Genomic DNA, 14,492 nt, shown 5'->3' with positions numbered 1-14,492 from the left:
CCACTTCGATATCTCCACACCCGAAAACCGTAAAAATCCACCGCTAAAGGTCGCACTTTTGCACAAGTTTGGCACTTCTCCTTTGACGGGTGTGCTCCCTCTGCTATAGCAAGTCGCAAATTACAGCTCGTGAAGGGAAACCCATTCCTTTCACACGGATAAACTACAGAAGGATATTAACATGGCCGTGATTAAGGTAGATAACCCAATCGTCGAAATGGATGGTGATGAGATGACACGCATCATCTGGGCGATGATCAAAGATCGTCTTATCCTTCCATACCTTGATGTTGATCTTAAATACTTCGACCTATCTGTTGAAAAACGTGACGAAACAGACGACCAGATCACTGTTGATGCTGCTGAAGCAACAAAGAAATACGGTGTTGCTGTTAAATGTGCGACGATCACTCCAGATGAAGGCCGTGTTGAAGAATTTGGTCTTAAACAAATGTGGCGTTCACCAAACGGAACTATCCGTAACATTCTTGGTGGTGTTGTTTTCCGTGAACCAATCGTAATCCAAAATGTTCCTCGCCTTGTTCCAGGTTGGACGAAACCTGTTGTTATCGGTCGTCATGCATTTGGTGACCAATACCGCGCAACAGATTTCCTGGTACCTGGTAAAGGTAAGCTGACAATGAAGTGGGAAGCTTCAGAAGGCGGCGAAACAATCGAAAAAGAAATCTACGACTTCCCAGAAGCTGGTATCGCCATGGGTATGTACAACCTTGACGATTCTATCCGTGACTTTGCACGCGCTTCAATGAATTACGGCCTACAACGCAAATGGCCTGTTTACTTGTCTACTAAAAACACAATCATGAAAAAGTATGATGGTCGTTTTAAAGACATCTTCCAAGAAGTATTCGACAACGAGTTTGCTGACAAATTCGCAGAATTTGGCGGAACATACGAGCACCGCTTGATCGATGACATGGTTGCTGCAGCTATGAAGTGGTCTGGTGGATATGTTTGGGCTTGTAAAAACTATGATGGTGACGTGCAGTCAGATACAGTTGCACAAGGTTACGGTTCACTAGGTCTTATGACTTCTGTTCTTATGACTCCAGATGGGAAAACTGTTGAAGCTGAAGCAGCTCACGGTACAGTGACACGTCACTACCGTGCACACCAACGCGGTGAAGCAACTTCTACAAACTCAATCGCTTCAATCTTTGCATGGACACGTGGTCTAGGTCACCGTGGCCGCATGGACGGCAACCAGAAAGTTATGGATTTTGCTCAACTTCTTGAAGACACAGTTATTTCAACTGTTGAATCAGGTCACATGACAAAAGACTTGGCACTTCTAGTTGGCGCAGACCAATCATGGCTGACAACTGAAGGCTTTATCGACAAAGTTGCAACAAACTTCCAAGAAGCAATGTCTAAAGCTGGCTTCTAAGCCCTAGCTATACTGATGTAAAAAGAAAACGGCAGCCTTAATAGGTTGCCGTTTTTTTCAACTATTACGAAACTAGATATGCCAAATTGTACGATTGAATACTCTGCCTCATTAGAAAACAAGTTAGATCCCAACCAGCTAGTTGAGAACGTTCAAGAGCACACCATCGCTTCTGGATTATTTAGTCCAGAAACAGTCAAAACACGTGCAATTGCCTACAATTACCACACCGCACATGATGGCAACCCACATTTCATTCACATCACTGCATCAATTCTTCCCGGCAGGACCGATAAGCAAAAGAAACAGCTTGCCGAAACAATCATTTCTGGATTGCAAAAACTGGCTCTCAAGCAAGTTACGTTCACAGTAGATGTGCAAGAATTGTCTCAATCCTATACAAAAGCTATTTGCTAAATATTCTAGGCAAGTAAGATAATTTCAGATTGCCCGGAACCTGCACGCAACGCATGAACTTCCGCAAATTCTGGATCATTAATCCATCCCAACGCACTCTCTTTGTCTGGGAATGTTAAAACAACCGCGCGAGTTGGTGCCTCTGCACTTCCTTCAATCACCATTGGCGATCTTGATTGCGCAACGGGCGCACCTCCATATTTCTTTAAAGCCTCACCAGCGCGTTCCGCATACGCAGAAAACATATCTGCATCTTTGATTGTGAGTTTTACAGTCGCATAGATCATCTAATCCTCCTCAAAATCTATGCAAACAATCTACTTTCAAGCTCCACACACAAAAATGAGTGACTTTGCACATTTAACATGCAAAAATGCACATATGAATTCTGAAACAAATTGGGATGATTTTAAAACCACACTGGCTCTCATCAAACATGGAACGCTGGCGAAAGCTGCTGCCGAACTAAATGTCACCTACACCACAGTAGCCCGCCGCATAGCAAGACTAGAAGAACATTTGGGAGAACGGTTATTTGAACGGCTCGCAGATGGCTATCAACCAACTGAATATGCACACCTTGTCGCTACTCAAGCGGAGACTATGCGACAAGCAGAAGATAGTTTGTTTCGTCAATTGCAACTAAAGGACAAAAAGCTATCTGGCCCTTTTACAATAACCTCCCCTCAGCTTGTGATTAACTACTTCTTGCTTCCAGTGCTGCAAGAATTCAAATCCGCCTATCCTGATATTGACCTATATATTCGCGCAACAAATGATTTTGTCGATCTCACACGCCGCGAAGCAGACGTTGCTGTTCGCCCGTCCAAAAAACCAGGCGAATCCTTAAAAGGACTTCGTATATCGGAACAGAAAAACACATGGTTTGCTTCCAAAGAACTCGTTGAAAAGCTTGAAAAGGATGCAACATACCCATTTCATGTCATCACTTACAAAGCTTACTCATCGCTTCCAGCGGGTTTTGCAAAGACATTTCCGAATGCAAAAATCAGCTATACAATGGACGATATGATCGCAATTCACGGCGCTGCTAAGGTAGGTTTGGGCGCAGCACGAATGCCTTTGTTTTTAGGAAGCCAAACGCCTGAACTAAAAAGGTTGCCACACTTAACTCCTCAACCTTATTCAGATGTCTGGCTGGTTGCTCATCCCGATATATGGCCGTCTGCTAAGGTCACTGCTTTTAAGAAAATCGTTTTGAAACACATGAAACAAATGAAAACGATTTTCACAGGCTCATAATTCGAGGAACGCAATTGCCATTTGAGTTCGCTGGATCAACAATTATCTTGATTTATCCAGCAGAAGAACTACACAATTGGTATACAAAATGCATATACCAATACAACGGATAAACAAATGCCAGATTGCATCGTTGAATACTCCAAACGATTATCAGACAAAATCGACGCAAAAAAAATAGTTGAGGCCGCACACAATGGTGCGATCAAAAGCGAACTGTTTGACGGCTCAAAAGTGAAAACACGCGCCACCCCCGTAGAACATCAAATTCTTCGTGATGATCGCGATGTGATCCACGTCACAATACGTTTTCTGGCAGGCCGCACAGATGACCAAAAGAAACACCTTTCAACGTCCATAGTCGATGAACTATGTGCTCTGGGTTTGACAAATGTTGCGATAAGCGCAGATGTCTATGATCTTAGCCCTGGTTATTCCATCAAGCTTTTATAGCATTTATTGCAATGACAACCTATAAGGCAGGTCATCTTAATCTGCCTTTTTCGTTGCTTAAACTTTTTGAGAGTGGCAAAGCTGATACTCAGTTTATCTAACTAGAGTATTTTCAGAATGCCCCAACCTCCTCGTGTAGCAATCATCGGTGCTGGCCCTGCAGGATTGATGGCAGCTGAGACACTTGTCGCGCATAATGTAAAAATTGATTTGTACGATTCAATGCCAAGCGTTGGTCGCAAATTCTTGATGGCGGGAAAAAGCGGCCTCAATATCACTCATTCGGAAGAAAAAGAACTATTCCTATCTCGGTATGGAAACAATGAGCTCCTAAAATCAATCGTCTCCAATTTCGATGCCGAAGCAGTTACGCAGTGGATGTCCGAACTTGGTATAGAAACCTTCACCGGCACAACAGGACGCGTTTTTCCGAAAATGATGAAGGCGTCTCCTCTTTTAAGAGCTTGGCTAAAACGCTTGGGCAGTTCTGGCGTTACACTTTATACAAAACACAACTGGCAAGGTTGGGACGATAAAGATCAGTTAGTTTTCAAAACTTCCGATGGTCAATTCACAACGTCAGCAGATGCAACGATCCTCGCGCTGGGTGGAGCTAGTTGGAAACGCTTAGGTTCAAACGGAAATTGGACTAACCAACTAAACTTAAAAGGCATAACAACAACACCGTTCGAGCCTTCAAATAGTGGCTTTCACATTAATTGGTCTGACCGAATAAAAAATGATTTTGAAGGTGCCCCAATCAAATCGATCAGAGCTGGAATTGGTCAAGATTTAATTCCTGGAGAGTTTGTCATTACTCGAAACGGAGTTGAAAGCGGTGTCATCTACCCTCTCACACCAAAGATCAAACAACAGCTTAAAAATTATGATACCGCGTCTCTAACCGTCGACCTACTTCCCAACACATCTGAAGTTCAACTTCTAACTAAACTTCAACGTCCCCGCGGCAAACAATCACTCTCCAATCATTTACGTAAAACGACCAAACTCTCAGGAGCCAAATTGGCGCTTCTATATGAAGGAATTGACAAAGCCATCCTTCAAGACATGTCTAAATTGGCAATGAGGATCAAATCTCTTCCCTTGACCATTTCTGGCACCGCACCACTCGACGAAGCCATATCAACAACCGGTGGCGTGCCATGGAACGAGCTAAATGATCATCTCATGCTAAAAGGCAAAGACGGCACGTTCTGCGCAGGTGAAATGATCGATTGGGACGCTCCAACAGGCGGTTACTTAATCACCGCCTGCCTAGCATCAGGAAAAGCAGCTGCCCGTGGAGTTGTCGATTGGATGGAACCCCAAACTTAGCTAAATTCTGGACTATCAGCCAATAATTCTGGGTGACGCATCTCAGCAAACCGTTTCCACTCTTCCGGCATCCCATCAACAGAGAAGCTTTTTCGTCCAAATCCACGCGAAATAGACCAAGCTCGAATTCCCTTCATTCCGGCCCAATCACTATTGAATGTATTGATGTCATTGAAGGTGTGCGTGGCCGGCGCGCTTCTCACAGCAGGATCTAACAAATCTCTCACCGATCCGTGGAATGTTGACCAATCATTGACCCTCATAACACGATTGAGCCTATTAGGAGGGTTTACAGTGTAAATTGAATCTGCATTTAACCAGATGTCATCACCAATAATTTTTGCTGGGCCCAAGCTTTCGTCCCTCGTCAGATTTGAACGAGGCTCATATTCGTGCCCATTAAGGCCAAATATGCGTTCAGATTTTATGACTCCAGGCTGAAAAGCTTTTCGTATCTCCCCTGTGTATGGATTTTTAAACTCTTCAAGCAGCTCGCCTGTTTCAAGATCGGAGTAAAATATACTGAAAATGTGCTTCACGCGGTAACGAAAAGCTGAAATGTTTTCGACCTTATACGTCAACCCCGCATGCATGTTCCAAAATGGCGTTAAAACGCCATCCTTATATCCCATTCTCAATGCATCAATATTCCAATAAACTAGCCTATCATCTTCCGTGAAGGCCAGCTTTCTATGAAATTTGTGAAGCGTTTCCAGGTTGTCCAGATCAACTTTATCATCTGCAAAATATGTTGGAGCGGACGCGCAGTTTACCAAAGAAGACATCCCACCTCCCACAGCTGCACCGCCCACTAGCTTTAACACCGACCGTCTATCCACTGTTACCTCCCGCATTTGATATATCTTTTGTAGGCTAGTGCGTTCTGATGAGCTTGTCACACCCTTATCTTGCATTTTCGGACACAATATCAGCCCAATTCCGGCACTTTTGTGCTATACTAATTATCATAGTAAATTACGGAGGTACGCCATGCATAAAGATGCACTCGTTGAGCGGTCAATCCTCAGATACAGGCTATTTACAGGCCCACTTCGCCAGCTAGCCAAACCTAAACCGCTCAAAACGACAATTGTCGCAACAAACCTAAACCCAATTGAACCGTTGTCGGAAGATGAGACTGAAGCGATCCATGAAGCTGAAGCGCTCAATCCCTTTATTCCGAATATAGGCTTTTAGCTAGTTTTCTCGCGAGTTAAAATGTGTTCCATGCTAATTGTCTCGAACACATTTTGGCCGTTGAGAAAATTACGCAATTGCGCGCTGTCCAGCTCTTCGGCACGCATAGAAATCAACATTTTTCCTTTACCATTAGTTTTGGAGCTCATCGAAACAACGACGCCTTTGTGAGCTTCAATCCAGCTTAATAACATCATCACAGCAGACCATTGCGCTATCATGATTTCTAGCTGAGTTTGTGTTTTAAACCCTGGTAAGGAAATAAGGTCTGATTTCAAATCTTGTCCCATTTAGCATGCGCTCCATTCACAACGGGCACCAAAATTAAATACATGCTTGCGGGTACAAATGGGGTATCACCCCTTCTGCCTCTTTAGCTGAATTTATAATGCGCCCGCAAGCTGGGATTCAAATCGGCGCTCAATTAGAATTCTTCGCTATATTATTAAAAGCATGTTCGCAAGAAAAAAACGATAACCAAGAGAAGCAATAAATATCTTGCCTTCTCCACAAGCCACGCTACACCGCTCTCATGCTACAGATAAATGATCTCTCCTTCGCTATTCAAGGCCGCCCGCTTTTTGAAAATGCAAATGCTCAAATCGCAACAGGCTGGAAAGTTGGCCTTGTTGGCCGAAACGGCACGGGTAAATCCACTCTTTTACGCATTATCCGGGAAGAGATTGCTAAACCATCCGCAGATAGCCCGATCCTCCTAAACCAAGGCGCACGCTTAGGCTGGGTAGCGCAGGAAGTTGCCGCAAGCGATCAAACCATTCTAGATGTGGTTCTTGAATGTGATGAAGAACGTCATGCGCTGATGATAGAGTCTGAAACAGCTGAAGATCCAGATCGCATCGGTGAGATCCACATGCGCCTCGCGGATATCGATGCATGGACAGCTGAAGCACGTGCTGCTGAAGTTTTGATGGGGCTTGGCTTCACCAATGACGACTTATCTCGTGCGACCAAAGAGTTTTCGGGTGGTTGGAGAATGCGTGCAGCTATCGCGGGCGTATTATTCTCTCAACCAGATCTTTTACTACTCGATGAGCCAACCAACTATCTGGATCTCGAAGGTGCTGCGTGGCTGGAAGGGTATATTCGCAAATATCCTAATACCGTTCTCATAGTTTCCCACGACCGCGACTTACTCAATCGCTGCGTGACGCACACACTCGCTTTAGAACACCAAAAATTGTCTTTATGTGTCGGTGGGTATGATGCTTGGATGAAAAAGCGAGCAGAACAAGTTGAGCAACTTCAAGCTCAAAAAACGAAGCAAGATAAAGAACGTGCGCACTTGCAATCCTTTGTTGATCGCTTCAAGGCCAAGGCATCCAAAGCTCGCCAGGCCCAATCGCGGGTTAAAATGCTGGAAAAAATGCAAAACGTTACTATCCCAATTGAAGAACGTTGCGCTCCCATAAATTTTCCAGGCCCCAAAGATCAACTATCTCCACCATTACTTGAGTTGCGTGACGCAGATCTAGGCTATGGAGAAGGTGCAAAAATCCTATCCGATGTCTCACTTCGCATGGATCCAGACGATCGCATCGCCATCGTGGGTACAAATGGTCAAGGAAAAACCACTCTTGTTAAATCCATAGCAAAGCTACTTCCCCTCATGGCAGGTGAAGTTATAGGCGCAAAAGCCATTACAATCGGATATTTTTCGCAAGATCAAATGGACGAGCTCCACGCCGGAGAAACCGTCCTTGAGCATATTCGCCACGCATTACCTAAAGACACAGCGGTAGCTCGACAACGCGCTGTTGCCGCGGCGATGGGCTTTCCACATGAAAAAGTGGAAACCAAAGTTGAAAAGTTATCAGGTGGAGAAAAAGTTCGCCTTCTTTTGGGGCTTACTGCAATGGAAGCTCCACACATACTTATTTTGGATGAGCCAACTTCTCACCTTGATATTGATAGCCGTGAAGCACTCATCTACGGACTTAATGATTATCCTGGCGCGGTGCTACTCATTACGCACGATGTGTATTTAGCCGAAGCCACCGCCGACAGTTTGTGGCTTGTAAAGGACGGACACGCAGCTCCATACGACGGTGACATTGAAGACTATCGAAGACTTGTCATGCAGGCTGACCGCGCTCCTGCTGCACACAACTCCAAAAAATCGGCAAAAGAGCCTACTCAAAAAAACTCCGAACCGGAGCTCACTAAAGATGAAGCAACTTCTAAGCCTTCTCTTTCCAAAGCCGAACGCGACGCTCAAAAACGTAAGGCTTCGGAAGCTCGCAAAAAGGCCGCGCCCCTCAAGCGCAAAGCCGAGCAAGCGGAAAAGGCGCTGGAGAAAGCGAATAAAAAGATAGCAGAGATCGATCAAGAGCTCGCTGGTCCCGCACTTAGTTCCGATCGTCTAGTAGATTTAATGAAGGATCGAGCAACCCAAGAAGCGTTAGCCGAACAATCTGAGGTCAATTGGTTGGATGCCTTAGATGCTTACGAAGCTGCAATCACTGAAGCTTCGTAGGCCGTCTCTTTACGACACTGCAAAACTATTTTTCAGTTTCAATTGTTTCAACAGCTTCCATCTCAATGACACCATCACTTGATGTTGGAATTTGTTTTTGCGGATCTTTGTAGGATTTAGATTGCGCAGCATCACCGACATAAATGCCAATGGTATGGCTCGCTGGAATTGCTTGATTTTCTTCAGCACGAGCAGTGACCAGCACATTTAGATAGTGACGCCCCTCGGTGAACGCTTGCAATTCTACATCAATAATGTGAGGGCCTTCTTCTGACATAGAAAAGCTTGCTTCAGAGTTACTAAACAAAGAAACTCCCTCAGGTACAACCAGCTTCACATTCATGTCACCAGAGTCATAACCATCTTCAATACTCAGCTGAAAACGTTGCGTTACGCCAACTTCAGCTTTTCCATCGAAATCAGTTTTAAACTGCACAGCTGCTCCAGGTTTCTTATAATCCGCAGAGTGTTTATGATCTTTAGAAGCATGCTTATGTTCTTCATGCGCCCCAGACACTTCGCTGTGATCAACGGCACACGCAGACAAAGCCCAAGCACTCACCCCAACAAACAAAATCGTCTTTGAAAAAGTCATGGTCACAACTCCTAATTAATTTGAGACAGTCAAGTCGAAACAACTATCGCCATCATTTGTTCCACTACCATCCCGGTTTCTGTGATCAGCAGCTTCAATTATGTATATACCGGCATCATAATTATCTGTTGATGTCTCTGAATCTGCATCTGCTGACGTCGCCGATACAACTAATTGCCCTGCTCCATACACCGTAAAATCAGGATCACTGCCAGCTGTACCGGAGGTTCGCGTCATTGTTATGGTACGGCTTCCTGCAGCTGGAATGACGACTTCAACATAAGCAATGTTTCCAAGCTTGTTTATTGTCCCAGCATCATCATAAGAACATACCTGCACAGCGCTTCCGCCGGGTGTAACAGATTTATAGACTGGCAATGATATTGGGATCGAACCATCATTGGTTTCACCATCACCTTTATTACCAGTTCCATTGATTGTTTGCGCAGACAACAACGCATCAATTCCTGATGCTTCACTTGGAGAATGCGTTTTCAAAGCATCTACAAAACTAAATATTGTGGTCAATGAACGATCAGTTTTATAGGCTGTTGACGTCATAATTTCATAAATTGGCCCCAACCCTAATGAAATTGAATCTGGCCCATCAGAATTTGAGTCATAAATATCATAAATTATGGACTGTACTGAACTCTCATTAAACCACCCTTCATTTGATGTTGAATTGCTCTCAACATTTATCGAGAACCCCTGAGATTGAGTTGAGCCACTACTATCTCGGTAAAACGAGTCGTCCAAAATAATCCCGCTCAGCGCATTTCCCCACCCTTCACCAAGGGCGACACGAGGGTCCAGCCTGTCTGAACCTGAATGCGAACCACCGATACTATCGCTTCGCGACATTTTATCTTCAAAATAGTGGCCCCATTCATGAACTATGACATGCTTATCATACTCATCAGTATCCACATTTTCGTCTCCGAGAATGTAGATGTTTCCATTGCTGTAAAACGACGTTCCTATCTCACCAGCAGTTAAATCACCACTTGCACTCGTATTTGAGACACTCCATCGAAATTCTACGGCTGGAAAGTTTATATCTGAATCAACGGTTTCAAACTTTTTTACAGCGTCATAAATTGGATCCAAAATAGCAAACGGAGCTGCTGCACGCGTTCCGGTATATGATGAACCACCCCATCCTGAATCTGCTTTTAAATTCCGAGTTGAATTCGCGGTTCCCGAAGATACGAGGCTCCCAGCTATTGAGTAGAGTGCATTAGAGTTTACGTTGTCGGTAACTTTTACATCCCAAGATGAAACATCTGATTGAAGCAATTGCGCTTTTGCTCTGACGCGCACATCTGTTCCCGAAGCGACATCAAAGGAATAATCTCCAGATGCATCTGAAATTGTTGTTTCGAGCACACTTGAAGACGAATCTAATAATTCAACAACCACCCCCTTAGCAGGACGCTCCTCAATCGAATTATAATCCAGTCCGCTTGTAACCGTATTGTGTGGCACGTGATCATAGGTAATTTTACCACTGATAGTCACCTGCGAAGGCGTGGGTGTGGGCGTCGGCGTTGGTGTCGGAGTGGGAGAAGGCGTAGGAGTGGGTGTTGGAGTAGGAGTAGGAGTAGGAGTAGGTGTCGGAGTGCTTCCACCTCCTCCGCTACATGAGACAATCAACAATCCAGAAAGGACCGAAATTAAAGAGTAGCGGCATTTTCTTCCGAACATTGGAAGCTCCTCAACCATCAAAGAATTAAGTTAACTCTAGATCCGAGAATACCAAAAGCAACTCCAAACTTCACGATAAGCTCAGATCAGACCACTTTAAAGTCCAACAACGGCTTTGCTATGCAGCTTAAAAAGAGATTTCCTCACCTTCCATCCCAGGAAGCTTAAGTACAATTAGAAGATCACGAATCTCCTGACGCGCCGCTACGTGGCTCATTGTGAAGGCCACGTTTGATCCAGCCTCAGTTAAATCCAGAAGCGTTAGTCCCATTGGAAATAATTCACGGTAAATCACACGCTCAGACAATCCCGGCGCAATACGAAAACCGATGCGACGCGCTAGATTATCCAATGCCTCACCAACACGCTGTTTATTTCGCGCATCAAGTGGTGACATACGGTTACGCATAACAACCCAATCAATCGGTTTACGGCTCGTTTTAGCTTTGCGTTTACGACAATCCCACACTTGCTCTGCATAGAAACTTGGACGAACAACTTCCAACGTCTGTGGATCAACATCACCAAGAAGGTCGAAATCGACGAAACTATCATTGAGCGGAGTAATCAACGTATCGGCTGAAGAATGCGCCATACGTGATAGGAAGGTGTCACCTCCCGGGCTATCGACAATTATGAAATCACATGTCTGCGAAAGACGCTTCACACTATCTTCAAAGCGCTCTGCTTCTTCCAGCTCAGCCGCATCAAGGTCACGTGCTTGACTCGCATCAATTCGAACCGTTTCCGGGACAGGTAAACTTCCGCCCGATGTTTGATTCCAGCGGATACGGTTTTCAAGGTATCTTGAAATAGAGCGCTGACGCACATCAAGATCGAGAAACCCGACCTTTTTATTCATACGCATAAGAGCAACGGAAAGGTGCATGGCGACAGTTGATTTACCCGCACCACCTTTTTCATTTCCTATGACAATCACGTGCGCCAGGCGATTGCCAGCTGATTTGCCAGCGCCAGCCTGTTCAGCCAACTCAGTTGTCATAACCATTTACTCCACAATCGGTAATTTTATTGAAGCATTCTTCCAGCTTTGGAAGGTTCACATGCCCCAGCTACGCGGCTTAGATCAACACACATTTCGGTAAGGTCTTCGGCATTTGCGAAAGGACCTGTGGATAAACGCACACCACCACCAACTTCGTCATAGTACGGAGTTAATTCTTCCAAGTCCAATTCACCTTCAAGGCGTTTCCAATCAGCAGACGCTGCGCCTTCAGTTGGATACAATCCAAGTTCGGCATAACGGAACAGTGAATGCCCACTATCCAATTCGGGAGCTTGATCATACTTTCTCCCGACAGCAGGCACTTCAATAGAAGGCGTGCTATCGCTGGCATGATTATCCACAGCGATTTGTTCTGGTGCCGCAGCCACAGCCTCATCATACATCAAGATTGGCTCATCTATCGGCTGCATAATTTCCAATGCACTGCGAAGTGTTTTTAATTCCACATTCAGTGCCTGAACTTTAGATTCGATATCATCAACCATGGCGAGTTCATCAACAGGTTGATACCTGCGAAGGTCAGCCGAATTCACTACACCCTCGGGAGGATCTTGCCTCAACCCCTCATCGTAAAATGAGGTTTCACCAGCTCCGGACATGCGAGTGCAAGCTGATATCGCTATGGCACCAACAGAGAAAACCGAAACACGAAGAATATGTAGCATATCTATTTTCATGCTTTCATTTTCATTCATCGTGGTTAACACATCATTGAGAAACTGCGGCAAAGACGAGCATTTTAAGATCACTTCTTGCTAATTTTAGTAAAAGAAATTAACGCTTCGCCCTATGACGATAGAAAAGAAAATAGCTGTCCTTAAGACACCACAAGCCCTACGTGACTGGCACTTACAACAAATTCGCGACGGGAAGCGCATTGGATTTGTCCCAACTATGGGCGCTTTGCATGATGGCCATTTGTCCCTTGTGCAGAAGGCAAAAGATCACAGTGACAGCGTTATTGCTTCTATCTTCGTCAATCCTACACAATTTGCTCCCGATGAGGATTTCGATAGTTACCCTCGCACGCTTGATGATGATCTTGAAAAACTCGTTTCTGTTGGGTGTGCCGCAGCTTATTGCCCTGTTGCAAATGATCTCTACCCAGAAGGCAACGCGACAAAAGTGTATGTCGAAGAACTATCAAGCATATTAGAAGGTGAACACCGCCCGCATTTCTTCGGTGGGGTTACAAATATTGTATCACGCCTCTTCATCCATGTAGCACCAGATGTCGCTGTGTTTGGAGAAAAAGACTATCAACAGCTTCAAATCATCAAGCGCATGACAAAAGACTTAGGCATGCCAATTGAAGTCATCGGAGCTGAAACCATCCGTGAAACTGACGGATTAGCCATGTCTTCTCGCAATCAATATCTATCACCCGATGAACGCAAAAAAGCGGGAAATTTTGCTAAAGCTCTCAGAGATGCAGCAACAGCAATTGAAGCTGGCAAATCTATTTCCAAAGCAATCAAACAAGCTGAAAAAGATATCGCTAAAGCCGGCCTTGGCCCAATCAACTATGTCGCCGTGAGAGATGCGGAAACACTTGAAGAACTAGGCACAGACACGCTCAAACAAGGCGTAAGCGCTCGTATCTTAACTGCCGCATGGATGGGCAAGACCCGCCTTATCGATAATTTACCTCTGAAGAGATAAGTCTAATATCGAATGCCGGTTTTGGCCCAAAGTGGACATTGCTATCAAAATTTTGCATTCTCCATAAAATGAATTTTATTATGGGAATTCTAAGATGTCATTGTGGGAATTAGGAATAGAAATTCAAGCCATCGCGATATTATTTATAGCGTTTATGCTCTTTGCTTTTACTGTTTATGCCGTGATTTTAACTGGATTTTTGTCTTCTAAATTTCGAACAGATGTATCTTCAATATATCCCTTAGCTTTCTCTTATTTTATAGCAGCAACACTGGTTTCTCAAGGAAATCCAGAACCATTTGAAGAGCTATTTATTTTATTGATATCTCATGGAATTGCTTGGAAGATACTCTCCACAAAGAATATTCGAACCAAAAATATTATTCCACTATCAGAAAGTGAATGACCGCTTTTGGCGAAAAATTGCCCCAGCGGAGTACTGCAATACTCCTACCAAACCATCGCTTCTTTGAGAGCCAGCTCCAGATGCAGAGGCGTATTAATCGGTGCAGGTGCAGAGGCATCAATATCTGGCGGTACATCTGATGCTTTGTAATAGCGCCATCCTTGGAATGGGCGCTTGCGCTTCACTTGAACAGGCACAAGCTCTGGATCAAAATGGATGAGGCAAAATTTGGGTGCGCCTTCAATCTCCACACGCTCAATTTCTATGATGCGTTGGCGCAAACAAATCTTGTGTTTGATGACCCAATACATAGAGCCACCATTCAAAATTTCTTTCGCGCGCTTTGGCATCATCCGCGTTTCATGCACTGGATTGGCGGACAAGCCTGCCGACGATCTCTGTTCGATAACTTGCTTCTGCCAATTGGTGAAACTCTCAATAGATTCAGCACCGGCAGCTAATTTGATCATGTGAAGTGGCATACGCTTATAGATAAGCTGACTCTTGGAATTCACCAGCCCTATTATC

General features: G+C 44.6%; 17 protein-coding genes and 1 riboswitch. Of the genes, 9 read left to right on the top strand and 8 right to left on the bottom strand.

Going from position 1 to position 14,492, the window contains the following annotated elements:
* Nucleotides 1-181: 181 nt before the first annotated feature.
* Nucleotides 182-1,408, top strand: coding sequence for an NADP-dependent isocitrate dehydrogenase (locus F551_RS0103240; protein ID WP_018996044.1), 1,227 nt, complete (start codon nucleotides 182-184; stop codon nucleotides 1,406-1,408).
* A 78-nt stretch (nucleotides 1,409-1,486) separates the two neighbouring features.
* The gene (locus F551_RS0103235; RefSeq protein WP_018996043.1) at nucleotides 1,487-1,825 is read left to right on the top strand and encodes a 5-carboxymethyl-2-hydroxymuconate Delta-isomerase; all 339 of its coding nucleotides are present in this window, start codon (nucleotides 1,487-1,489) and stop codon (nucleotides 1,823-1,825) included.
* Nucleotides 1,826-1,830: 5 nt separating this feature from the next.
* Here F551_RS0103235 and F551_RS0103230 read toward each other — a convergent pair whose 3' ends face one another.
* Nucleotides 1,831-2,112 carry a DUF1330 domain-containing protein gene (locus F551_RS0103230; protein ID WP_018996042.1) on the bottom strand — a complete coding sequence of 94 codons (282 nt, stop codon included), beginning with the start codon at nucleotides 2,110-2,112 and terminating at the stop codon, nucleotides 1,831-1,833.
* 94 nt (nucleotides 2,113-2,206) lie between these two features.
* Between F551_RS0103230 and F551_RS0103225 the strand changes: the two genes are divergently transcribed.
* The 3 genes from F551_RS0103225 (at nucleotide 2,207) to F551_RS0103215 (ending at nucleotide 4,876) form a co-directional block, all read left to right on the top strand.
* The gene (locus tag F551_RS0103225) at nucleotides 2,207-3,088 is read left to right on the top strand and encodes a LysR family transcriptional regulator (protein WP_026296619.1); all 882 of its coding nucleotides are present in this window, start codon (nucleotides 2,207-2,209) and stop codon (nucleotides 3,086-3,088) included.
* A gap of 117 nt (nucleotides 3,089-3,205) precedes the next feature.
* The gene (locus F551_RS0103220; protein ID WP_018996040.1) at nucleotides 3,206-3,541 is read left to right on the top strand and encodes a 5-carboxymethyl-2-hydroxymuconate Delta-isomerase; all 336 of its coding nucleotides are present in this window, start codon (nucleotides 3,206-3,208) and stop codon (nucleotides 3,539-3,541) included.
* A gap of 117 nt (nucleotides 3,542-3,658) precedes the next feature.
* Nucleotides 3,659-4,876 (top strand): TIGR03862 family flavoprotein, encoded by a 1,218-nt coding sequence (locus F551_RS0103215; RefSeq protein WP_018996039.1) that lies wholly within the window; start codon nucleotides 3,659-3,661, stop codon nucleotides 4,874-4,876.
* Here F551_RS0103215 and F551_RS0103210 read toward each other — a convergent pair.
* Nucleotides 4,873-5,715, bottom strand: a complete 843-nt coding sequence (locus tag F551_RS0103210) for a hypothetical protein (RefSeq protein WP_155825745.1) — start codon at nucleotides 5,713-5,715, stop codon at nucleotides 4,873-4,875. The genes F551_RS0103215 and F551_RS0103210 overlap by 4 nt on opposite strands.
* Before the next feature lie 151 nt (nucleotides 5,716-5,866).
* Between F551_RS0103210 and F551_RS0103205 the strand changes: the two genes are divergently transcribed.
* Complete coding sequence (locus tag F551_RS0103205) at nucleotides 5,867-6,073, top strand: hypothetical protein (RefSeq protein ID WP_018996037.1); 207 nt, start codon at nucleotides 5,867-5,869, stop codon at nucleotides 6,071-6,073.
* On the opposite strand, the gene F551_RS0103200 is transcribed toward F551_RS0103205, so the two are convergent.
* Nucleotides 6,070-6,363, bottom strand: coding sequence for a hypothetical protein (locus F551_RS0103200; RefSeq protein ID WP_018996036.1), 294 nt, complete (start codon nucleotides 6,361-6,363; stop codon nucleotides 6,070-6,072). The two genes, F551_RS0103205 and F551_RS0103200, sit on opposite strands and share 4 nt — an antisense overlap.
* A gap of 62 nt (nucleotides 6,364-6,425) precedes the next feature.
* Nucleotides 6,426-6,503: riboswitch (SAM riboswitch) on the bottom strand.
* A 102-nt stretch (nucleotides 6,504-6,605) separates the two neighbouring features.
* On the opposite strand from F551_RS0103200, the gene F551_RS0103190 reads away from it, so the two are divergent.
* Entirely contained in the window at nucleotides 6,606-8,567 is a 1,962-nt protein-coding gene (locus tag F551_RS0103190; RefSeq protein ID WP_018996034.1) for an ABC-F family ATP-binding cassette domain-containing protein, read from the top strand.
* 25 nt (nucleotides 8,568-8,592) lie between these two features.
* On the opposite strand, the gene F551_RS0103185 is transcribed toward F551_RS0103190, so the two are convergent.
* The 4 genes from F551_RS0103185 to F551_RS0103170 all read right to left on the bottom strand — a co-directional run bounded on the left by F551_RS0103185 (nucleotide 8,593) and on the right by F551_RS0103170 (nucleotide 12,561).
* Nucleotides 8,593-9,162 carry a hypothetical protein gene (locus F551_RS0103185; protein ID WP_018996033.1) on the bottom strand — a complete coding sequence of 190 codons (570 nt, stop codon included), beginning with the start codon at nucleotides 9,160-9,162 and terminating at the stop codon, nucleotides 8,593-8,595.
* A 15-nt stretch (nucleotides 9,163-9,177) separates the two neighbouring features.
* A complete protein-coding gene (locus tag F551_RS0103180; protein WP_026296618.1) occupies nucleotides 9,178-10,869 on the bottom strand; it encodes a hypothetical protein in 1,692 nt (563 codons plus the stop codon).
* 127 nt (nucleotides 10,870-10,996) lie between these two features.
* On the bottom strand, nucleotides 10,997-11,872 hold the full coding sequence (locus F551_RS0103175) for a division plane positioning ATPase MipZ (protein WP_033404374.1): 876 nt from the start codon (nucleotides 11,870-11,872) through the stop codon (nucleotides 10,997-10,999).
* A 26-nt stretch (nucleotides 11,873-11,898) separates the two neighbouring features.
* Nucleotides 11,899-12,561: a hypothetical protein gene (locus tag F551_RS0103170; RefSeq protein WP_233355197.1), complete on the bottom strand. Its 663-nt coding sequence runs from the start codon at nucleotides 12,559-12,561 to the stop codon at nucleotides 11,899-11,901.
* Nucleotides 12,562-12,685: 124 nt separating this feature from the next.
* Between F551_RS0103170 and panC the strand changes: the two genes are divergently transcribed.
* Nucleotides 12,686-13,558 carry a pantoate--beta-alanine ligase gene (gene panC / locus F551_RS0103165; protein ID WP_018996029.1) on the top strand — a complete coding sequence of 291 codons (873 nt, stop codon included), beginning with the start codon at nucleotides 12,686-12,688 and terminating at the stop codon, nucleotides 13,556-13,558.
* Nucleotides 13,559-13,652: 94 nt separating this feature from the next.
* Nucleotides 13,653-13,964, top strand: coding sequence for a hypothetical protein (locus F551_RS0103160; protein ID WP_018996028.1), 312 nt, complete (start codon nucleotides 13,653-13,655; stop codon nucleotides 13,962-13,964).
* 44 nt (nucleotides 13,965-14,008) lie between these two features.
* Here the strand turns inward: F551_RS0103160 and F551_RS0103155 are convergent, their stop codons facing one another.
* Complete coding sequence (locus F551_RS0103155; RefSeq protein WP_233355196.1) at nucleotides 14,009-14,479, bottom strand: DUF1489 family protein; 471 nt, start codon at nucleotides 14,477-14,479, stop codon at nucleotides 14,009-14,011.
* Nucleotides 14,480-14,492: the final 13 nt, after the last annotated feature.

Origin of the sequence: Hirschia maritima DSM 19733 (assembly GCF_000378345.1) — a bacterium.
Lineage (GTDB): Bacteria > Pseudomonadota > Alphaproteobacteria > Caulobacterales > Hyphomonadaceae > Hirschia > Hirschia maritima.
Note: the sequence above shows the minus strand (reverse complement) of the source record. Positions and strands in the feature narration are given on the sequence as shown.

Bases quoted from the DNA above. Each gene is read 5' to 3' on its own strand.
- F551_RS0103240 (WP_018996044.1), top strand. From the start codon at position 182: ATGGCCGTGATTAAGGTAGATAACCCAATCGTCGAAATGGATGGTGAT.
- F551_RS0103235 (WP_018996043.1), top strand. From the start codon at position 1,487: ATGCCAAATTGTACGATTGAATACTCTGCCTCATTAGAAAACAAGTTA.
- F551_RS0103230 (WP_018996042.1), bottom strand. From the start codon at position 2,112: ATGATCTATGCGACTGTAAAACTCACAATCAAAGATGCAGATATGTTT.
- F551_RS0103225 (WP_026296619.1), top strand. From the start codon at position 2,207: ATGAATTCTGAAACAAATTGGGATGATTTTAAAACCACACTGGCTCTC.
- F551_RS0103220 (WP_018996040.1), top strand. From the start codon at position 3,206: ATGCCAGATTGCATCGTTGAATACTCCAAACGATTATCAGACAAAATC.
- F551_RS0103215 (WP_018996039.1), top strand. From the start codon at position 3,659: ATGCCCCAACCTCCTCGTGTAGCAATCATCGGTGCTGGCCCTGCAGGA.
- F551_RS0103205 (WP_018996037.1), top strand. From the start codon at position 5,867: ATGCATAAAGATGCACTCGTTGAGCGGTCAATCCTCAGATACAGGCTA.
- F551_RS0103200 (WP_018996036.1), bottom strand. From the start codon at position 6,363: ATGGGACAAGATTTGAAATCAGACCTTATTTCCTTACCAGGGTTTAAA.
- F551_RS0103190 (WP_018996034.1), top strand. From the start codon at position 6,606: ATGCTACAGATAAATGATCTCTCCTTCGCTATTCAAGGCCGCCCGCTT.
- F551_RS0103185 (WP_018996033.1), bottom strand. From the start codon at position 9,162: ATGACTTTTTCAAAGACGATTTTGTTTGTTGGGGTGAGTGCTTGGGCT.
- F551_RS0103180 (WP_026296618.1), bottom strand. From the start codon at position 10,869: ATGTTCGGAAGAAAATGCCGCTACTCTTTAATTTCGGTCCTTTCTGGA.
- F551_RS0103175 (WP_033404374.1), bottom strand. From the start codon at position 11,872: ATGACAACTGAGTTGGCTGAACAGGCTGGCGCTGGCAAATCAGCTGGC.
- F551_RS0103170 (WP_233355197.1), bottom strand. From the start codon at position 12,561: ATGCTACATATTCTTCGTGTTTCGGTTTTCTCTGTTGGTGCCATAGCG.
- panC (WP_018996029.1), top strand. From the start codon at position 12,686: ATGACGATAGAAAAGAAAATAGCTGTCCTTAAGACACCACAAGCCCTA.
- F551_RS0103160 (WP_018996028.1), top strand. From the start codon at position 13,653: ATGTCATTGTGGGAATTAGGAATAGAAATTCAAGCCATCGCGATATTA.